We start from the raw sequence: 18,963 nt of genomic DNA, 5'->3' as shown, positions 1-18,963 counted from the left end.
GAACAGAACACCCGCAGCGGGGCCGCGGAACCCAGCGGCCGTGCCGTACCCCAGCCGATCGCGGCGTGTGCGTGGCAGCGCGGACCAGAAGTCCGCCGTGCGCGACTGCGGGCTGCGGGTTTCCAGGGCGTCGTAGGGGGCTTCATGAATTGCGTCGAAGCCGGCGTCGGGATGGGCCATGTCGATGGGACGACGATGAGGTGGAGTGGGGGATGCGGTCGCGCGGCGAGGGGTTCGAGAGCGTTCGGCGAGATGGCCGGATGCGACGCAACGACGCCGCAGCGTGAGCGTCGCTCAGCTCAGCCAGCGCTTGCGCCGGCGGTAGCTGCGGACATCGCGGAAGGATTTCTGCTCCTTGCCGGAAAGGCCGAGGTAGAACTCGCGCACGTCGTCGTTCTCGGCCAGGGCCGAGGCCGCCCCATCGAGCACGACACGCCCGTTTTCCAGGATGTAGCCATGGTCGGCGTAGCGCAAGGCCATGCGCGCGCTCTGCTCGGCCAGCACGAAGGTCGTGCCTTCGCGCTGGTTGAGTTCACGCACGATGCCGAAAACCTCGTCCACGACTTGCGGCGCCAGGCCCATCGAAGGCTCGTCCAGCAGGATGAGTTTCGGGCTGGCCATCAGCGCACGGCCGATGGCGCACATTTGTTGTTCGCCGCCCGAGGTGTAGGCCGCCTGCGTGCGCCTGCGGGTTTTGAGCCGCGGGAAAAAGGTGTAGACCTTCTCCAGCGAGTTCTGGATTGCAGCCCGGCCGTCGCGCCGGCTGTAGGCGCCCGCCAGCAGGTTGTCCTCGACGCTCAGATGGGCGAAGCAATGCCGGCCTTCCATCACCTGCACCACGCCACGCCGAACCAGCGCCGGAGCGTCGTCCTGGTCGATGCGCCGGCCGTCGAAATGGATGCTGCCTTTGGTGACCTGGCCGCGCTCGGCGCGCAGCAGGCAGGAGATGGCGCGCAAGGTGGTGGTCTTGCCCGCGCCGTTGCCGCCCAGCAGGGCGACGATGCGCCCGGCGGGCACGCTCAGCGACACGCCTTTGAGCACCAGGATGACATGGTTGTAGATGACTTCGATGCCGTTGACGTGCAACAAGGCGGCCTGCGTGGCCATGGACTGTGCCGTGCTGGGGAGGGTCGGTGTCATGGCGGAGGGGAGAGGAGCGGAGGCCAGCGGGAATGAACGTTTCGGACACTGCGGCGACGGCTGCCGAGGCCTGGTGCGGCACCTGCCGGGCGATGCCGGCAAGCGCCTTGTTCAGACCCGGCAGGGCTTGCGTTTTCAGGTGCCCGAGGTTTCCTTGGCGCAGTCGCGCGGCGCGATGTCGCGCTCCTTGGCATACTTGACCGCTGCCTGCCGCACCATGGGCTTGATGATCTGCATGTCGGCATCGAACCACTCGGGCGACATCACCCACTTGGCGCCGTCCCAGGTCTGCACCCGCGCCCAGCTCGAACCCAGATGGTTCTCGCAGGTGGTGCGCAGGGTGCGCAACTGGCCGTCCACGCCCAGGCGCTTGAGCGCGGCGTCGTTCAGGTCGAGGTTTTCCAGGCCCCAGCGCACCTGCTCGCCGGTCATGGGCTTCTTGCCGTATTGCTCCTGCGCGCGGCGCACGCCCTCCACCGCCAGGATGGCCGAATACACGCCGCGGTTGTAGAGCACCTGGCCCACCATGTCGCGCGGACCGGTGCCCTGGTTCTTGTCGTACACCTGCTTGAGGATGTCCTGCTGCACCCGGCCGATGCCCGAGCCGTATTGCATCGCCAGCGCGCGGTAGCCCTTGGCGTCGGCGCCCACGTCCTTCACGTCCGGCTCGGCCCCCGACCACCACACCCCGTACATGTGGTCGAGCGGGTAGGCGGTGGCGATGGCTTCCTTCAAGGCGGTGGAGTTCATCACCCCCCAGCCCCACAGCAGCACATAGTCGGGGCGGTCGCGCCGCACCTGCAGCCAGGTGGATTTCTGCTCGACCCCGGGCGCCGTCACCGGCAACTTGTCCAGCGTGAAGCCGTGCATCTTGGCGCGCTCTTCCAGCAGCGCGATGGGCTCCTTGCCGTAGGGCGAGTCGTGGTAGACGAGGGCGATTTTCTTGCCCTTGAGCTTGGCCGCGCCGCCTTCGCGCTTGACGATGTCCTGCATGATGATGTCGGCCGCCGTCCAGTAACTGCCCAGCAGCGGGAAGTTCCACTTGAACACCGCGCCGTCCTGCGATTCGGAGCGGCCGTAGCCGGCGGTGATCAGCGGAATCTTGTCTTTCGGTGCCTTTTCCGTGAGGGCGAACGTCACGCCGGTGGACAGCGGCTGGAATACGGCTGCGCCCGTCGGGCCCTTGCCCTTGAGGCGTTCGTAGCACTCCACGCCGCGATCGGTGGCGTAGCCGGTTTCGCACTCCTCGAACGTGATTTTCACGCCGTTGATGCCGCCATCGCGGGCGTTGATCATCTTCAGGTAATCCACATAACCGTTGGCCCAGGGCACGCCGTTCGGGCCGTAAGGGCCGGAACGGTAGACCAGCACCGGGAAAAATTGCTCGGCTGGCGCTGCCTGTGCGGCGGGTGCGAGCAGCGCGCCGGACAGAGCCAGGGCCAGGGCGGCATACCGCAGGGATGGATGAGGTTTCATGGCGTCTCCTTCGTGGTGTGGGTGAAAAAATCGATGGGGTCGGGCAGAGGTCGGGCAAGGGTCAGACAAACCCGCGCTCAATGCGGGAAGGGCCAGATGCGCAGTTTGTTCTTGGCCGTGATCCACAGCCGCGCCAGGCCATGCGGCTCGACGATCAGAAAGAACACGATCAGCGCGCCGAACACCATCAGTTCCAGGTGCGACACCAGGCTGGTCGAGAGTTGCAGCCCGACCATGGCCGGCAGGCGGTTGAGGGCGATGGGCAGCAGCACGATGAAGGCAGCGCCGAAAAAACTGCCCATGACCGAGCCCAGGCCGCCGATGATGATCATGAACAGCAGCTTGAACGACATGTCGATGTTGAACGCCGCCGGCTCCCACGAGCCCAGGTGGACGAAGGCCCACAGCACGCCCGCGATGCCGGCGATGAAGCTGCTGACGCCAAAGGCCGAGAGCTTGGCGCGCACGGGTGAAATGCCGATGACGCTGGCAGCCACGTCCATGTCGCGCGTGGCCATCCACTCGCGGCCCTTGCGTCCGCGCACCAGGTTTTTCACCGCCAGCGCGACGACGCACAGCAGGGTCAGGCACAGCAGGTATTTGCGTACCGGCCCCTCGATCGCCAAACCGAAAACGTCAAGGTGTGGCGCCGTGACCGAACCCGAGGCGGAGCCGTGGGTCAGCCAGGCCACATGCGAGAACACCCAGTCGGCCAGGAACTGTGCCGCCAGCGTCGCCACCGCCAGGTACAAGCCACGGATGCGCAGGCTGGGCAGACCGAACACCATGCCCACGGCGGCGGCGATCAGCCCGGCGAGCAGCAGCGCCAGCAGCAGGGGCATGCCGGGCAGGCGCGCCATGAGGTTGAAGGCGGCGTAAGCGCCCACCGCCATGAAAGCGCCGGTGCCCAGCGAGATTTGGCCGCAATAGCCCGCCAGCACGTTCAGCCCCAGGGCGGCCAGTGCCAGGATGAGAAAGGGGATGAGCAGGGCGCGCAGCAAATAGTCCGAGCCCCAGGCCGGCACCAGCACGAAGGCCGCGAGCAGCAAGGCCCGGATGAACAGCCGGTCTTGCAGGATGGGGAAGAGTTGTGCATCGGCGGCGTAGCTGGTTTTGAACTGGCCGTTTTCGCGGTAGAACATGGTTTGCCTTCCTCAGACGCGGTCGATGATGCGTTCGCCGAACAGGCCCTGCGGCCGCAGCAGCAAGAAGCCCAGCGCCAGCAGATAGGCGAACCAGCTCTCGATGCCGCCACCCAGCATCGGGCCGAGGTAGACCTCCGCCAGCTTCTCGCCGACGCCGACGATCAGCCCGCCGACGATGGCGCCCGGCACCGAGGTGAGCCCGCCGAGGATGACCACCGGCAGGCCTTTGAGGGCGATGAGCGAGAGCGAGAACTGCACCCCCAGCTTGGAGCCCCAGATCATGCCCGTGACCAGGGCCACCAAGCCGGCGATGGACCAGACGATGACCCACATGCGCGACAGCGGAATGCCGATGGATTGCGCCGCCTGGTGGTCGTCGGCCACCGCCCGCAGCGCGCGGCCGACGTCGGACTTCTGGAAGAACAGGGTCAGCAGCGCCACCAGCAGGGCCGCTGCCAGCGTGGCGATCAGGTCTTCGCGGCTCAGCAGCAGGCCGCCTGGAATCAGCCCGCCCAGAACCACCGTGGGCTGCTTGGGCAGGCCCAGGTCGATGCGGTAGATGTCGCCGCCCCACACCATTTGCCCCAGGCCTTCGAGAAAGTAGGCAATGCCCAGCGTCGCCATCAGCAGGGTCACGCCTTCCTGGTTCACCAGATGGCGCAGCACCAGGCGCTCGATCAGCCAGGCCAGCGCCACCATCACGCCGAAAGCCAGCAAAAACGCCAGCGGCCAGGGCATGTGTTCCTGCAGCCGCGCCATGGCCAGCGCGGCGAACAGCACCATCGCGCCCTGGGCGAAATTGAACACGCCGCTGGCTTTGTAGATGAGCACGAAGCCAAGGGCGATGAGGGCGTAGAGCACCCCGGCCATCAGTCCGGCGATCAGGGTTTCGAGCAAAAATCCCATCGTGGGCTCCGGTCGGGTCTTGGATCAGGCGGCATCGCTGCCGAGATAGGCGCGAATGACTTCGGGATCGGCGCGCACGGCATCGGGCGTGCCATCGGCGATGAGGCGGCCGTAGTCCAGCACGACGACGCGGTCCGACAGGTCCATCACCACCCCCATGTCATGCTCGATCAGCACGACGGTGGTGCCGAACTCCTCGCGCACGTCGAGGATGAAGCGGCACATGTCCTCCTTCTCCTCCAGGTTCATGCCGGCCATGGGCTCGTCGAGCAGCAGCAATTGGGGTTGCATCGCCAGCGCCCGCCCCAGGTCCACACGCTTTTGCAGGCCATAGGGCAGACGCCCCACCGGCTGCTTGCGCCAGGCCTGGATTTCGAGGAAGTCGATCAGGCGCTCGACCACCTCGCGCTGGGCGGTTTCCTCACGCAGCGCCGGCCCCAGGCGCAGCGCCTGCGCCAGCAGTCCGCAGCGCATATGCAGGCTGCGCCCGGCCATGATGTTGTCGAGCACGCTCATGCCCGAAAACAGCGCCAGGTTCTGGAAGGTGCGGGCGATGCCCAAGCGCGCGGCCAGCGCCGGCTGCATGCGGGCGGGGCTGCGGCCGTCGAAACGCACACTCCCCCGCTGCGGCTGGTAGACGCCCCCGACCACATTGAGCAGCGAACTCTTGCCCGCGCCGTTGGGCCCGATGATGGCGCGAATCTCGCCGCGCCGCACATCGAAGCCCACGCCCTGCAGCGCCTTGATGCCACCGAATGCCAGGTGAATGTCGGCCAGTTCGAGCAGCGCGCCGGCGCGGCCCGCTGATGTTGTGGCGGCTTGCGCGCCGGCCGTGGGCGCAGGTGATTGCTGCATGGGATTGGACTGGCGCAGGGTGAGGCTCATCGCGTGTGCTCTTGGCGGGGATGGGTTCAGGCGGCTTGGCGCAGCGCGGGGTGAACGGTGGCGTCAACCAGGGGCAGATCCGCCTGCACCGAGCCGGTGCGGCCATCGTCGAAACGCACCTGCACGTGGATGTGCTGCTGCTGGCGGCTCGGGTCGTACAGGGCTGCCACCAGTGCGGCGTATTTCTGCGCGACGAAGCGCCGCCGCACCTTGCGGGTGCGGGTGAGTTCTTCGTCGTCCGGGTCCAGTTCCTTGTGCAGCACGGTGAAGCGGTGCACCTGCACCCCGGCCGTGTGCGGGTCGGCGGCGAGGTCGGCGTTCACACGCGCCACGCAATCCGCCAGCAGCGCCAGCACCTCGGGCTTGGCGGCGAGGTCGGCGTAGCCGCTGTAGGGCAGGGCGCGCTTTTCCGCCCAGTTGCCCACGGCAGCGAAATCGATGTTCAGCAGCGCCACCACATGCGCGCGTTCGGCACCGAAGGCCACCGCTTCCTTGATCGCCGGGTAGAACTTGAGCTTGTTCTCGATCAGCTTGGGCGCGAACAGGGTGCCGTCCGCCAGCCGCGACACGTCCTTGGCGCGGTCGATGATGCGCAACTGGCCGTCGGGCTCGATCCAGCCGGCGTCTCCCGTGTGATACCAGCCGTCGGCGTCGAGCACCTCGGCGGTGGCCTCCGGATTGCGGTAGTACTCGCGCAGCAGCCCTGCGCTGCGCAGCACGATCTCGCCGCTGTCACTCACGCGCAATTCCACTCCCGGCGCGGGCAGGCCGACGCTGTCGCTGCGCGCGCCGGAATCGGGCTGCATGCAGACGAACACCGCGGTTTCGGTCGAGCCGTAGAGCTGCTTGAGGTTGATGCCGATGCCGCGGTAGAAGCGGAACAGTTCGGGGCCGATGGCCTCGCCCGCGGTGTAGGCCACGCGCACCCGGCTCAGGCCGAGCCCATTGCGCAGCGGCGCCAGCATCAGTGCGTTGGCCAGGGGCAGCAGCAGGCGGTCGCGCAGCGCCGGGTGGCCGCCCGCGTCGCGTGCCCCCTGCACCCGTTCGGCCAGGGCGATGCTGGTGCGATACAGCCAGCGCTTGAAGCCGGCGGCGGCGTCCATGCGCACCTGCACCTCGGTGAGCAGGGCCTCGAACACGCGTGGCGGGGCGAAGTAGTAGGTCGGGCCGATTTCGCCCAGGTCGATGGCCACGGTGGATGGCGACTCCGGGCAGTTCACCGTGTAGCCGCAGACCAGATGCTGGGCGTAGGAAAAGATGTGCTGCCCGATCCACGCCGGAGGCAGGTAAGCCAGCACGTCCTCACGCGCGGTGAGCCGGTCGAACGCGGCGCCGGCGCGGGCGCGGTCGATCAGGCTGGCGTGGGTGTGCACCACACCCTTGGGGTGGCCGGTGGTGCCGGAGGTGAAGAACAGCGCCGCCACATCCTCCGGCCGGCCTTGTGCCACCACTTGCTCGAACAGATCGGGGTGCAAGGCGTGATGCTGCCGGCCCAGCGCCTCGACCTCGTCCAGGCTGAGCAAACCTCGGGCCGTGTTCTGGCGCAGGCCTCGCGGGTCGTGGAACAAAATATGGTCGAGCAGCGGCAGCGCCTGGCGCATGTCCAGCAACTTGTCCACCTGCTCCTGGGCTTCAACGATGGCAAAACGCATCGCCGCCAGTTCCAGTGGATAGGCCAGTTCGGCCGCAACGGCGTCTTGATAGAGCGGGGCTGGAATGGCGCCGAGGCTTTGCGCCGCCAGCATCACCGCGTACAAGCGTGGCCGGTTTTCGCCGACGATGGCCACATGCTCGCCGCGCTGCAGGCCCAGGGCCGCCAAGCCACAGGCCAGGCGCCGCACCCAGTCCAGCCCCTGCGCCCAGGTGATGGATTGCCAGACGCCGAGGTCTTTTTCGCGCCAGGCCACGCCGCTGGGTTGTCGCCTTGCACGCTGCAGCAGCAACTGGGGAAAGGTTGATGTGTCCTCGGATCGACCGGCTTGCAACTCGCCCATGCCTCCTCCTGGCGCTGCGTGTTGCGGGTTGGTATTAGCCCGCAATCGTCATGCTTGGCTGCCCATCTCGTCGTTTTGGTGGGTTTGCTCGAAGCGTTTACATTTTGTCATGGAGTTTAGGCTGGAATTTGGCGCATATTTGTCCCCAAAACGACAATCAAGCGCCATGAAGCCTAGGGATTACACCGAATTCACCCAGTCCTGCCCGTGGATGGCCGAGCTGCAGGACAGCGAACGCCTGCGCGTGCACCACGATTTGCGCGTGCAGGTGTTCGAGCCCGGCGCCCCCGTCTGCCAACGCGGCCAGAGCGCCGAGCATTGGGTGGGCGTGCTCAGCGGCCTGGTCAAGGTGTCTTCGGTCTCGCTCTCGGGCAAGACCATCACCTACACGGGCGTGGCGCCAGGGGGCTGGTTCGGCGAGGGCACGCTGCTCAAGCGCGACGTCTGGAAGTACGACGTGATCGCCCTGCGCAAAAGCCGTATCGGCCTGCTGCCGGCCGAGACCTTTTTTTGGCTGCTCGACCGGAGCCTGGCGTTCAACCACACCATCGTCAACCAGCTCAACGAGCGTCTGGGCCAGTTCATCGGGCAGTTGCAGATCGACCGGCTTGCCGGCTCGGACGAGCGCGTGGCGCACACCCTGGCCGCCATGTTCCATCCGGTGCTGTATCCGGGCGTGGGGCAGATGCTGCGCGTGACGCAGGAGGAATTGGGCTATCTCTGCGGCCTGTCGCGCCAGCGCGTGAACCAGGCCTTGCAGCGCCTCTCCAGCCTCGGCCTGCTGCGGCTGCGCTATGGCGGCATCGAGGTCCCCGACGCCGCCCGGCTGCGAGCCTTCGAGTCGTCCCACGTCGAGGTTCATGAAACGGCGCGTGGTGTGCAGCGCGTGACGCAGCACGAAGCTGGTTGAGCCGGCTTGGGCAGCGCCGGCGCCCCAGGCGCTGCTATGCGGCTGGCTTGGGCTGCAGCAGGATGCCGATTTCGAAGATCCCCAAAGGGTGGGGAACATGGGCGAAGGGCGGCGCCGGCCAGTCCCAGCGCGACGCGGGAAACAGCGCGCGCATGGCGTGAATGTCGCAGTGATAGGGCGGCCCCTGGATCAGGCCCTGGGCCGCGCCATCTTTGAGCGTTTGCATGAAGAGAGCGAACAGCCGCCCTCCAGGCCGGAGCCAGGCATGCAGCCGCGCGGCATAGCTCATCCAGTCGTCCGGATGCAGCGCACACAAACAGGTTTGCTCGTAAATCGCATCGAACAGGCCATCATCCGGCGTCCATTCGCGCACATCAGCCTGCAAAACGCTCCCACGTAGGTCTTTTGCCCGGAGTTGCGCAGCAACCCGTTCGACCGCAGCCGGGGCGTAATCCAGCGCCGTGACCTCGAAACCCGCTGCAGCCAGGGCCAGAACTTCGTACCCATTGCCACAGCCGGGAACCAGAATGCGGCAGGGGCTGAGCGTGCCGCTTTCCAGCCACGCCAGCAGTTGCGGACTGGCCGAACCGCGATCCCAGGGGGTGATGTTTTGCTCGAACAAGCGCTGCCAAAAAGGACGATCGGGTCCGGTCATGGCAATGGTTTCCAGTGTGGTGTGGCATGCGGGGAGCGAACCTGAGAGCTGCAATCATAGGTTTTGATTGGGAAATGTTGCCCAGAGCACAGAACATTCAACGACTTTGGCGTCGAAGAACCCGGTGTTGGCAGGCCGCCAACGGCATTGATGCAGTCTCAATAGAATGCAGGACTTCCTTCGGGACAACCCGGATACCCAACTTCCAACGCATGACCCATACGCCCAAGCAGCCACTGGTCGAATTCGACGCCGTCGAGTTTGGCTACGACGCGCGCCCTGTGCTCACGCAGGTTTCGCTGCGGGTGATGCCTGGCCAGGTGGTGGCGGTCATGGGCGCCTCCGGAGGCGGCAAGACCACGACCCTGCGCCTGATCGGCGGCCAGATCCGGGCCACTGCCGGCACGGTGCGCTTTGACGGCCAGGACGTGGGCGCGATGCGGCATGCCGAGTTGTACGCCGCGCGCCGGCGCATGGGCATGTTGTTCCAGATGGGCGCGCTGTTCACCGATCAGACGGTGTTCGAGAACGTGGCTTTCGCCTTGCGCGAGCACACCCGCCTGCCCGAAAGCATGATTCGCGACCTGGTGCTGATGAAGCTCAACGCCGTGGGCCTGCGCGGCGCGCGCGACCTCTATCCCGCCCAGCTCTCCGGTGGCATGGCCCGGCGCGTGGCACTGGCGCGTGCCATCGCGCTCGATCCCGCGCTGGTGATGTACGACGAGCCGTTCGCCGGGCTCGATCCCATTTCGCTGGGCATTTCCGCGCGGCTGATCCGCACCCTGAACGACGCACTGGGCCTCACCAGCATCGTCGTCTCGCACGACGTGGATGAAACCTTCGCCATCGCCGATCGCGTGTTCATTCTGGGCAACGGCACCCTCATCGCCGAGGGCACGCCGGCCGAGTTGCGCGCCAGCGCCGATCCGCTGGTGCACCAGTTCGTGCGCGGCGAGCCTGACGGGCCAGTCGGCTTCCACTACCCGGCTGCGCCGCTGCAGGCCGACTTTCTCGGCACACCGGCAGCACGGCCATGAACGCCATCCTCGGTTTCGTCGCATCCATCGGCTTCGGCACCCGTCGCCTGCTGGCCAACCTCGGCTATGGCCTGCGTCTGTTCCTGCGTCTGTTGGCGCTGCTGCCAAGCGCATTGCGCCGCCCGCAGCTCATCGCCCAACAGGTGTTTTTCCTGGGCAACTACTCGCTGTCCATCATCGCTGTGTCGGGCCTGTTCGTCGGCTTCGTGCTCGGGCTTCAGGGCTACTACACGCTGTCGCGCTACGGCGCAGCCAACACGCTCGGCCTGCTCGTGGCGCTCAGCCTGGTGCGCGAACTCGGCCCGGTGGTCACGGCCTTGTTGTTCGCCGGACGCGCCGGCACTTCGCTGACCGCCGAGATCGGGCTGATGAAAGCGGGCGAGCAAATTTCGGCGATGGAGATGATGGCGGTCGATCCCATGGCGCGCATCCTGGCGCCGCGCTTCGTCGGTGGCCTGATCGCCATGCCCTTCCTGGCCGCCGTGTTCAGCGCCGTGGGCATCGTCGGCGGCTATATCGTCGGCGTGCTGATGATCGGCGTCGATTCGGGGGCCTTCTGGTCGCAGATGCAAAGCGGCGTGGACGTGTTCAAGGACGTTGGCAACGGCGTCATCAAGAGCCTGGTGTTCGGCGTGGCCGTCACCTTCGTCGCGCTCTACCAGGGCTGGCGCGCCCAGCCCACGCCCGAGGGCGTGTCGCGCGCGACCACCCGCACCGTGGTGGTGGCATCGTTGGCCGTGCTGGGGCTGGATTTCATTTTGACGGCGCTGATGTTCAGCACCTGAACGCACAGGCTCGGCGCCGCCACTGCAAAGCGTGGCGCGGAGCGACAAGGAGCAGGCATGGAAAGCAAGAAAATCGACGTCTGGGTGGGGCTGTTCGTGCTGATCGGCGCGGCGGCCCTGCTGTTTCTGGCACTGAAGGCCGGCAATCTGCTGAGCCTGAATTTCGGCCCGACCTACGACGTCACCGCCCAGTTCGACAATATCGGCGGCCTCAAGTCCGATGCCCCCGTGAAAAGCGCAGGCGTGGTGGTCGGTCGTGTCGCCGGTATCCAGTTCGATAACCAGACTTTTCAGGCCAAGGTCACGCTGGCCTTGGATCAGCGCTATAAATTCCCCACCGACACATCGGCCAAGATTCTCACCTCGGGTCTGCTTGGCGACCAATACCTCAGCCTCGACCCCGGCGCTTCCCAGAAGAACCTTCAAAATGGTGGCGTGATTCAAAACACGCAATCAGCCGTGGTTCTGGAGAATCTGATCGGCCAGTTCCTCTACAACAAGGCCGCATCGAGCAATAGCGGCCATAGCAACGCGGCCGCGAAATAAACCCATGGAGCGCATATTGTCCTCAAGCTTGTCTGTCCAACCCGCGCAAGCTGCTTCAGGGCGGCCGCTCAAGTATGCCGCCATTGGCCTTGCACTGGCCACGAGTCTGTTGGCCGGGTGCGCCACCAACAACCCGCAAGACCCGCTGGAGCCTTACAACCGCACGATGTTCAAGATCAACCAGAACGTCGACAAAGCCGTGCTCAAGCCGGTGGCCACGGGCTATAAGGACGTGGTGCCGATCCCCATGCGCAAGGGCGTGACCAATTTCTTCGGCAATCTCGGCGATGTCTGGTCGATGGCCAACGACTTCGCCCAGGGCCATGTCGTGGAGGGTTTGAACGGTTTCATGCGCGTGGGCGTCAACACCGTGTTCGGCGTGCTCGGCGTGCTCGACATTTCCTCGGAGATGGGCTTGTACAAGCAGCCGAATGACTTTGGCCTCACACTGGCACGTTACGGCATCGGCTCCAGCCCGTATTTCGTCATACCCCTGCTTGGCCCCAGCACCATCCGCGACGCTGCCGGTACCGGAGTGGCCATTTATTACGCGCCCTTCAACTACATCACCAACAACGCGGCCGTGCGCAACTCGGCGACCGTGCTGCAACTCGTCAATACCCGCGCCAACATGTTGAGCACCACGGCCTTGCTCGAACAAATCGCGCTCGACCCCTACGTTTTCACGCGCGATGCTTTCATGCAGCAGCGCAAGTCGCAAGTCAAGGCCGTGCGCAGCGAAGGCATTTTGTCTCCCGGGCCGATGGATGCGGGCGGCAACTATTCAGATGCCGACGCTGCCGGCGACGCCAGCGACACGATGGACAGCGGGGCTCAAGCTCAGCCGGCCCCAGCCCCAGCCCCAGCCCCAGCCCCAGCCCCAGCGATCAGTCCCGCCAATACCCCTCAACAGGCGCCATCATCTCCAGCGGCGCCCGCGGCAAGCCCGGCCGCTTCGGCCGCGCGCCCCTGACCCTGTCATCTGTCGCGCTTGCTGTCCGTTAAGGCAGGGAGCCGAACACCTTTGGAGAACTCCATGTTCCGAACATTCAAAACCGCTTTACTACTGCCCGCTCTGGCCCTGGGCTTGTTGGCTGCCGCGCCCGCTGCGCGAGCCGATACGCCAGCCCCGGTGCAGGTCATCCAGAAGCTGACGGAATCCGTCATGGATGCAGTCAACAACGACCCGGCGCTGAAGTCTGGCGACCCCCAGAAGGTCATGCAACTGGTCGAGACCAAGGTCCTGCCTTTCGTCGACTTCCAGCACATGACGGCCTCGGCCGTCGGCCGCTACTGGCGCCAGGCCACCCCCGCGCAACAGGAGGAATTGCAGCAGCAGTTCAAACTCCTGCTCATCCACACCTACTCGGGCGCGGTGAGCCAGATCAAGAATCAAAAGGTGGAATACCTGCCATTTCGCGCCGCGCCGAATGCGACCAACGTCGTGGTTCGCACCCGCGTGCTCAATAACGGCGAGCCCATCCAGCTTGACTACCGTTTGGTGAAAATGGACAACGACTGGAAGATCGCCGACGTCAACGTCATGGGCATCTGGCTGGTGGACAACTACCGCGGCGTGTTCGCTCAGGAAATCGGTCAAAAAGGCGTTGAAGGCCTGATCCAGACCCTCACCACGCGCAACAAGGAACTGGCTCACGTCAGCAGCGCCAAGGGTTGAGGCGATGGCGCACTTCGTTCTGCCTGCCAGCGTGACTGTCGCCGAAGCCGGGGAGGTGGTGCGGCAGGCGCTCGGCGCACTGCGCGCGGCGCCCACCGCGCAGTTGTGGGAGGTGGATGCCGCAGCGCTGCGCGATTTCGACTCGGCCTGTCTGGCATTGCTTCTGGAGCTGCGCAGGCAGGCGGGTGACCGTGCGCTGCGCGTGCTCTCAGCGCCGCCGCGCCTGGCCCATCTCGCCACCGCCTACGGGCTGGATTTCGCCCTCGGCGAGGCCGCCGCAGCTCCACCTGGGCCAGAGCTGCATTCCTGAGCCTTTGCGGCTGGTGGTCCAACACCCCGGCCGACTTTTGCATGACCGCTTCCAGTACACGCCCCGCAGTTCGATTCGAGGCCATCGTCAAGCGCTACGGCGGTCGCGCCGTGGTCGACGGCGTCGATCTCGACATTGCGCAGGGCGAATTCTTCGCCCTTCTCGGTGCCAATGGCGCGGGCAAAACCACCCTCATCAGCATGCTGGCCGGGCTGACGCGCGCCAGTGGCGGCCGAGTGCAGGTGCTTGGGCGCGACGTCGCCACCGACCCCATCGCCACCCGCCGTCTGCTCGGCGTCGTGCCGCAGGAATTGGTGTTCGATCCCTTTTTCACGGTGCGCGAAACCTTGCGTCTGCAGTCCGGTTACTTCGGCCTGGGCAAGAACGACGCCTGGATCGACGAATTGCTGCACCACCTCGGCCTCGCATCCCAGGCCGAACAAAACACCCGCACTCTCTCCGGCGGCATGAAGCGCCGCGTCATGGTGGCGCAGGCGCTGGTGCACAGGCCGCCGGTCATCGTGCTCGATGAACCCACAGCGGGGGTGGACGTGGAACTGCGTCAAAGCCTGTGGGCTTTCGTCACCGGCCTGAACCACCAGGGCCACACGGTGTTGTTGACCACCCACTACCTGGAGGAGGCGCAGGCTCTGTGTAGCCGCATCGGCATGCTCAAGCTCGGCCGCCTCGTGGCGCTGGACTCCACCCATGCATTGTTGTCGCGCTTTGCCTCGACGCAAATGCTTTTTCGCGTTGCAACCGGTGTTTTGCCGGCGGAGCTTGCCGCACGCTACAAGCCGGAAGGGCACCGCCTCGTCTGCGCGGTGCGCGATGCGGCCGAGGTCGAGCACATCCTCGCCGCGCTACGCGCTGCGGGCTGTGTGGTGGACGAGCTGGAAGTTCGCCGTGCCGACCTGGAAGACGCGTTCATGCAGGTCATGAACGGCAGCGAACAAGTGGCTGAACTCGTCAGGCAAGCCGCATGACCGGCCTGTCCACCCTGTTTCGCAAGGAGTTGCTGCGTTTCTGGAAAGTCAGCCTGCAGACCGTGGCCGCGCCCGTGCTCAGCAGCCTGCTCTACCTGCTGATCTTCTCGCACGCCATGACGGCGCACATCAAGGTGTTCGGCAGCGTGCCTTACACCGCTTTTCTCATTCCCGGCCTGGCGATGATGAGCGTGCTGCAAAACGCATTCGCCAACACCTCCTCGTCGCTGATCCAGTCCAAGATCACCGGCAATCTGGTGTTCGTGCTGCTGTCGCCACTCAAGTCCTGGGAGCTGCTCGCCGCCTATGTCGGCGCCTCGGTGGTGCGGGGTTTGAGCGTGGGGCTTGGGCTGACGCTGGTGGCGCTGTGGTTCGTGCCGCTGGAGTATCGCCATCCCATGTGGATTCTGGTGTTCGCCATGCTGGGGGCATCCATGCTGGCGTCGCTGGGCATCGTTGCCGGCATCTGGGCCGAGAAGTTCGATCAGATGGCGGCGTTCCAGAACTTCATCATCGTGCCGGCCACGTTTTTGTCGGGCGTGTTCTATTCGGTCAAGAGTTTGCCGCCGTTCTGGATGGCGGTGTCGCATTTCAACCCGTTTTTCTACCTGGTCGACGGATTTCGCTACGGTTTTTTTGGCGCCTCCGACATCTCGCCCTGGATCTGCCTCCTCGCAGCCCTGCTCGGCAATGCCGTCTGCGGCGGGTTGGCCTGGTCCTGGCTGCATCGCGGCTATAAATTGCGCAACTGACCATTGCGCCGCGCCCATCGTCATCTCTCGTTTTCGCCCACCATCATGGCCCTGCCCACCCCCGAACATCTGCGCGACCTCATCGCCGCCGGTCTGGATTGCACCCATTTGGAGGTGCAGGGTGACGGCCAGCATTTCTACGCCACCATCGTCAGCCCCGCTTTCACCGGGCAGTCGCGCCTGGCCCGGCATCGCTTGGTCTACGCTGCTCTGGGAGACCGCATGCGCGCTGAAATTCACGCGCTGTCGATGCGCACCGTCGCCCCCGGCGAGCCCATGCCCGACTAGAGCGCCTCCAGGGCGCACCAGGGCGCACCAGGGCGGCGCCTAGAATCCACAAGTCTTTCTCCGGCACGGCCGGATCACATCATTCCCCATGGACAAACTCCGCATTCAGGGCGAGCGCCCGCTGCATGGCGATGTGCAGGTCAGTGGCGCGAAAAACGCTGCGCTGCCGCTGATGGCGGCCTGCCTGCTCACCGACCAGCCCGTCGTGCTGTCCAACGCGCCCGAGTTGATGGACGTGCGCACCCTCGGCCAGTTGCTGGCCGGCATGGGCACGCAGGTGGCGCAAGAAGGCGCCAGCATCCGCCTGCAGGCCGACGCCATCACCGCCTGCGTCGCGCCTTACGAGCGGGTGAAAACCATGCGCGCCAGCGTGCTGGTGCTGGGGCCGCTGGTGGCGCGCTTCGGCCATGCCCGCGTCAGCTTGCCCGGTGGTTGCGCCATTGGCGCGCGGCCGGTTGATCAGCACATCAAGGGCTTGCAGCAGCTCGGTGCCGAGGTGCATGTGGAGCATGGCGACATCGTCGCCGGCGTGCCGGGCGGGCGGCTCAAGGGCGCGCGCATCAGCACCGACATGATCACCGTCACCGGCACCGAGAACCTGATGATGGCCGCCTGCCTGGCCGAGGGCGAGTCGGTGATCGAGAACGCCGCGCAGGAGCCCGAGGTGGCCGACCTGGCGGCGATGCTGCTGAAGATGGGCGCTCGCATCGACGGCGCCGGCAGCTCGCGCATCCGCATTCAGGGCGTGGAGCGCCTGCATGGGGCCGAGCACGCCATCGTGCCCGACCGCATCGAGGCCGGCACCTTCTTGTGCGCGGCGGTGGCCACGCGTGGCGACGTCACGCTGCGCGGCTGCGTGCCCGAACATCTCGACAGCCTGCTGGACAAATTGCGCGAGGCCGGCGCCACGCTCACCAGCGGCACGGACTGGATCCGCGTGCAGGCCGACGCCATGCCCGGCGGCCGGCCCCGTGCGGTGTCGGTGCGCACCTCCGAGTACCCCGGTTTCGCCACCGATATGCAGGCCCAGTTCATGGCCGTGAACTGCCTGGCGCAAGGCGCTGCGCATCTGACGGAGACCATTTTCGAGAACCGCTTCATGCATGTGCAGGAGCTGGTGCGCCTGGGGGCGAATATCGCCATCGAGGGCAATACGTGCGTGGTGCAAGGCGTGGAGCGCTTGTCGGGCGCCACCGTCATGGCCACCGATCTGCGCGCGTCCGCCGGGTTGGTGATAGCCGGGCTGGCGGCCGAGGGCGAAACCCTGGTGGAACGCATCTATCACCTCGACCGCGGTTATGCCGGCATGGAGCACAAGCTCGCCGCGCTGGGCGCCAGCATCGCGCGGGTGCGTTGAGCTGGCCGCAACCGGCGTCGCCCTTCACCCCGCGTCCTGCAAGTCTCTGCGCATCCGGTAATCTTTCGTCCACCATGCTCACTCTCGCGCTGTCCAAAGGCCGCATCTTCGACGACACCCTGCCGCTGCTGGCACGGGGCGGCATCACCGTGGCGGAAGATCCCGAAGCCACGCGCAAACTCATCCTGCCGACCAACCGGCCGGACCTGCGCGTGGTGCTGGTGCGCGCCAGCGACGTGCCCACCTATGTGCGCTACGGCGGCGCCGATTTCGGCGTGGCCGGCCTCGACGTGCTGCTCGAAGCCGACGCCGCGCTCGGCGGCGACGGCCTGTACCGCCCGGTGGACCTCGGCATCGCCCGCTGCCGCCTGAGCGTGGCCACGCCGCAGGGCTTCGACTACGCCCACGCCGTGCGCCAGGGCGCGCGCCTGCGCGTGGCCACCAAGTATGTGCATCTGGCGCGCGAGCACTTCGCCGCCAAGGGGGTGCATGTCGATCTCGTCAAGCTCTACGGCTCGATGGAACTCGCGCCCCTCATCGGCCTGGCCGATGCCATCGTCGACCTGGTCTCCAGCGGCGGCACGCTCAAGGCCAACGGCCTGGTCGAGGTCGAATCCATCATGGATATCTCCGCCCGGCTCATCGTCAACCAGGCCGCGTTCAAGACCAAGACCGCCGCGCTCAAACCTTTGGTCGACGGCCTGCGCGCCGCCGCTGCATCCAACGCATCCATTCCCGCATGAACGCCCCCGCTTCCGACTTGCTGCTGCGCCGTCTCGACACCGCAAGCCCTGACTTCGAGGCGCAGTACGCCCAGCTCTTCGCCCGCATGGCCGAGGAGCATGCCGAGATCGACGCCCGCGCCGCCGACATCCTGGCCGATGTGCGCGCCCGTGGCGACGCCGCCGTGCTGGACTACACCCGCCGCTTCGACCATCTCGACGCACCGAACATGGCCGCGCTCGAAATCTCCCAGGCCGAGCTGCATGCCGCGCTGGCGCAGATTCCCGCCGAGCAGCGCCACGCGCTGGAGCAGGCCGCCGAGCGCGTGCGCGACTACCACCAGCGCCAGATGCAGCAGGTTGGCCAGAGCTGGGAGTATGTCGACGCCGACGGCACCCTGCTGGGGCAGAAGGTCACGCCGCTGGACCGCGTCGGCATCTACGTGCCGGGCGGCAAGGCGGCCTATCCGTCCTCGGTGCTGATGAACGCCATTCCTGCTCATGTGGCCGGCGTGGTCGAGATCATCATGGTCGTGCCCACGCCCGGTGGCGAGCGCAATCCCCTGGTGCTGGCCGCAGCGGCCGTGGCCGGTGTCAGCCGCGCCTTCGCCATTGGCGGCGCCCAGGCCGTGGGTGCCTTGGCATTTGGGACAGCCACCGTGCCCAAGGTGGACAAGATCACCGGCCCCGGCAACGCCTATGTGGCCGCCGCCAAGCGTCGCGTGTTCGGCATTTGCGGCATCGACATGATCGCCGGGCCTTCGGAAATCCTGGTCATCGCCGATGGCACCACCCCGCCGGAATGGGTGGCGATGGATTTGTTCTCCCAGGCCGAGCACGACGAACTCGCGCAGAGCATTCTGCTGTGCCCGGACGCTGCATATATTGACGCCGTGGCCGCCGAAATCCGCCGCCTGCTGCCGGGCATGAGTCGGCAGCCCATCATCGCCGCATCGCTGTCCGGCCGGGGTGCCCTCATCCAGGTGCGCAATCTGGACGAGGCCTGCGAACTGGCCGACCGCATCGCCCCCGAGCACCTGGAAGTGTCGGCAGCGCAGCCGCGTCTCATCGCCGATCGCCTGCGTCATGCCGGCGCCATCTTCCTCGGCGCCTACACCTCCGAGTCGCTCGGCGACTATTGCGCCGGCCCCAACCATGTGCTGCCCACCTCGGGCACGGCGCGCTTCTCCTCACCGCTCGGGGTGTACGACTTCATCAAGCGCACCAGCTTGATCGAGGTCAGCCACGCCGGCGCGCAGCGCCTGGGCCGCATCGCCTCGGTGCTGGCACATGGCGAACGCCTGCAGGCGCATGCGCTGGCGGCCGAAATGCGCCTGGATCACGACCTCAAGGCCTAGCCGCATGAGCCTGCAGAGCCGCCTCAAAGGCGC

20 protein-coding genes are annotated in these 18,963 nt (G+C 66.3%); 13 read left to right on the top strand and 7 right to left on the bottom strand.

The genetic code is table 11. The features are described 5' to 3' along the window. Positions 1 to 294: 294 nt before the first annotated feature. The 6 genes from THIX_RS20105 to THIX_RS20080 form a co-directional block, all read right to left on the bottom strand. Positions 295 to 1,107, bottom strand: coding sequence for an ABC transporter ATP-binding protein (locus THIX_RS20105; RefSeq protein WP_112487632.1), 813 nt, complete (start codon positions 1,105 to 1,107; stop codon positions 295 to 297). A 168-nt stretch (positions 1,108 to 1,275) separates the two neighbouring features. Continuing rightward, the gene (locus THIX_RS20100; protein WP_112487631.1) at positions 1,276 to 2,616 is read right to left on the bottom strand and encodes an ABC transporter substrate-binding protein; all 1,341 of its coding nucleotides are present in this window, start codon (positions 2,614 to 2,616) and stop codon (positions 1,276 to 1,278) included. 77 nt (positions 2,617 to 2,693) lie between these two features. Beyond that, positions 2,694 to 3,758 carry a branched-chain amino acid ABC transporter permease gene (locus THIX_RS20095; RefSeq protein ID WP_112487630.1) on the bottom strand — a complete coding sequence of 355 codons (1,065 nt, stop codon included), beginning with the start codon at positions 3,756 to 3,758 and terminating at the stop codon, positions 2,694 to 2,696. A 12-nt stretch (positions 3,759 to 3,770) separates the two neighbouring features. Next, on the bottom strand, positions 3,771 to 4,667 hold the full coding sequence (locus THIX_RS20090; RefSeq protein ID WP_112487628.1) for a branched-chain amino acid ABC transporter permease: 897 nt from the start codon (positions 4,665 to 4,667) through the stop codon (positions 3,771 to 3,773). A 24-nt stretch (positions 4,668 to 4,691) separates the two neighbouring features. After that, a complete protein-coding gene (locus THIX_RS20085; protein ID WP_112488501.1) occupies positions 4,692 to 5,522 on the bottom strand; it encodes an ABC transporter ATP-binding protein in 831 nt (276 codons plus the stop codon). 56 nt (positions 5,523 to 5,578) lie between these two features. Then, positions 5,579 to 7,546, bottom strand: a complete 1,968-nt coding sequence (locus tag THIX_RS20080; protein ID WP_112487627.1) for a long-chain fatty acid--CoA ligase — start codon at positions 7,544 to 7,546, stop codon at positions 5,579 to 5,581. 166 nt (positions 7,547 to 7,712) lie between these two features. Here THIX_RS20080 and THIX_RS20075 point away from each other — a divergent pair, with 166 nt between their 5' ends. Then, positions 7,713 to 8,456, top strand: a complete 744-nt coding sequence (locus THIX_RS20075) for a Crp/Fnr family transcriptional regulator (protein ID WP_112487626.1) — start codon at positions 7,713 to 7,715, stop codon at positions 8,454 to 8,456. 34 nt (positions 8,457 to 8,490) lie between these two features. Here the strand turns inward: THIX_RS20075 and THIX_RS20070 are convergent, their stop codons facing one another. Continuing rightward, on the bottom strand, positions 8,491 to 9,111 hold the full coding sequence (locus tag THIX_RS20070) for a methyltransferase domain-containing protein (protein WP_112488500.1): 621 nt from the start codon (positions 9,109 to 9,111) through the stop codon (positions 8,491 to 8,493). Positions 9,112 to 9,323: 212 nt separating this feature from the next. Here THIX_RS20070 and THIX_RS20065 point away from each other — a divergent pair, with 212 nt between their 5' ends. From THIX_RS20065 to hisD, 12 genes are all read left to right on the top strand, one after another. Then, on the top strand, positions 9,324 to 10,148 hold the full coding sequence (locus tag THIX_RS20065; protein WP_112487625.1) for an ABC transporter ATP-binding protein: 825 nt from the start codon (positions 9,324 to 9,326) through the stop codon (positions 10,146 to 10,148). Beyond that, positions 10,145 to 10,933, top strand: coding sequence for a lipid asymmetry maintenance ABC transporter permease subunit MlaE (mlaE, locus tag THIX_RS20060; RefSeq protein ID WP_112487624.1), 789 nt, complete (start codon positions 10,145 to 10,147; stop codon positions 10,931 to 10,933). Before THIX_RS20065 ends, mlaE begins: the two co-directional genes overlap by 4 nt. A 57-nt stretch (positions 10,934 to 10,990) precedes the next feature. Next, positions 10,991 to 11,479, top strand: a complete 489-nt coding sequence (mlaD, locus tag THIX_RS20055) for an outer membrane lipid asymmetry maintenance protein MlaD (RefSeq protein WP_112487623.1) — start codon at positions 10,991 to 10,993, stop codon at positions 11,477 to 11,479. A gap of 28 nt (positions 11,480 to 11,507) precedes the next feature. Next, positions 11,508 to 12,452, top strand: coding sequence for a VacJ family lipoprotein (locus THIX_RS20050; protein WP_233224649.1), 945 nt, complete (start codon positions 11,508 to 11,510; stop codon positions 12,450 to 12,452). 63 nt (positions 12,453 to 12,515) lie between these two features. Then, the gene (locus THIX_RS20045) at positions 12,516 to 13,157 is read left to right on the top strand and encodes a phospholipid-binding protein MlaC (RefSeq protein WP_112487620.1); all 642 of its coding nucleotides are present in this window, start codon (positions 12,516 to 12,518) and stop codon (positions 13,155 to 13,157) included. A gap of 4 nt (positions 13,158 to 13,161) precedes the next feature. After that, a complete protein-coding gene (locus tag THIX_RS20040) occupies positions 13,162 to 13,467 on the top strand; it encodes a lipid asymmetry maintenance protein MlaB (protein WP_112487619.1) in 306 nt (101 codons plus the stop codon). Positions 13,468 to 13,508: 41 nt separating this feature from the next. Next, positions 13,509 to 14,453: an ABC transporter ATP-binding protein gene (locus THIX_RS20035; RefSeq protein WP_112487618.1), complete on the top strand. Its 945-nt coding sequence runs from the start codon at positions 13,509 to 13,511 to the stop codon at positions 14,451 to 14,453. Then, positions 14,450 to 15,205: an ABC transporter permease gene (locus tag THIX_RS20030; protein WP_112487617.1), complete on the top strand. Its 756-nt coding sequence runs from the start codon at positions 14,450 to 14,452 to the stop codon at positions 15,203 to 15,205. The genes THIX_RS20035 and THIX_RS20030 overlap by 4 nt, the downstream gene beginning before the upstream one ends. Positions 15,206 to 15,250: 45 nt before the next feature. Next, complete coding sequence (locus tag THIX_RS20025) at positions 15,251 to 15,493, top strand: BolA family protein (protein WP_112488499.1); 243 nt, start codon at positions 15,251 to 15,253, stop codon at positions 15,491 to 15,493. 88 nt (positions 15,494 to 15,581) lie between these two features. Next, complete coding sequence (gene murA, locus THIX_RS20020; RefSeq protein ID WP_112487616.1) at positions 15,582 to 16,850, top strand: UDP-N-acetylglucosamine 1-carboxyvinyltransferase; 1,269 nt, start codon at positions 15,582 to 15,584, stop codon at positions 16,848 to 16,850. Between the two features lie 74 nt (positions 16,851 to 16,924). Continuing rightward, a complete protein-coding gene (hisG, locus tag THIX_RS20015; protein ID WP_112487615.1) occupies positions 16,925 to 17,593 on the top strand; it encodes an ATP phosphoribosyltransferase in 669 nt (222 codons plus the stop codon). Continuing rightward, positions 17,590 to 18,930, top strand: coding sequence for a histidinol dehydrogenase (hisD, locus tag THIX_RS20010; protein ID WP_199195338.1), 1,341 nt, complete (start codon positions 17,590 to 17,592; stop codon positions 18,928 to 18,930). The genes hisG and hisD overlap by 4 nt, the downstream gene beginning before the upstream one ends. Positions 18,931 to 18,963: the final 33 nt, after the last annotated feature.

This window comes from Thiomonas sp. X19, assembly GCF_900089495.1.
Lineage (GTDB): Bacteria > Pseudomonadota > Gammaproteobacteria > Burkholderiales > Burkholderiaceae_C > Thiomonas_A.
The sequence above is the reverse complement of the archived record's forward strand: the minus strand, read 5'-3'. Positions and strand labels throughout refer to the sequence as shown.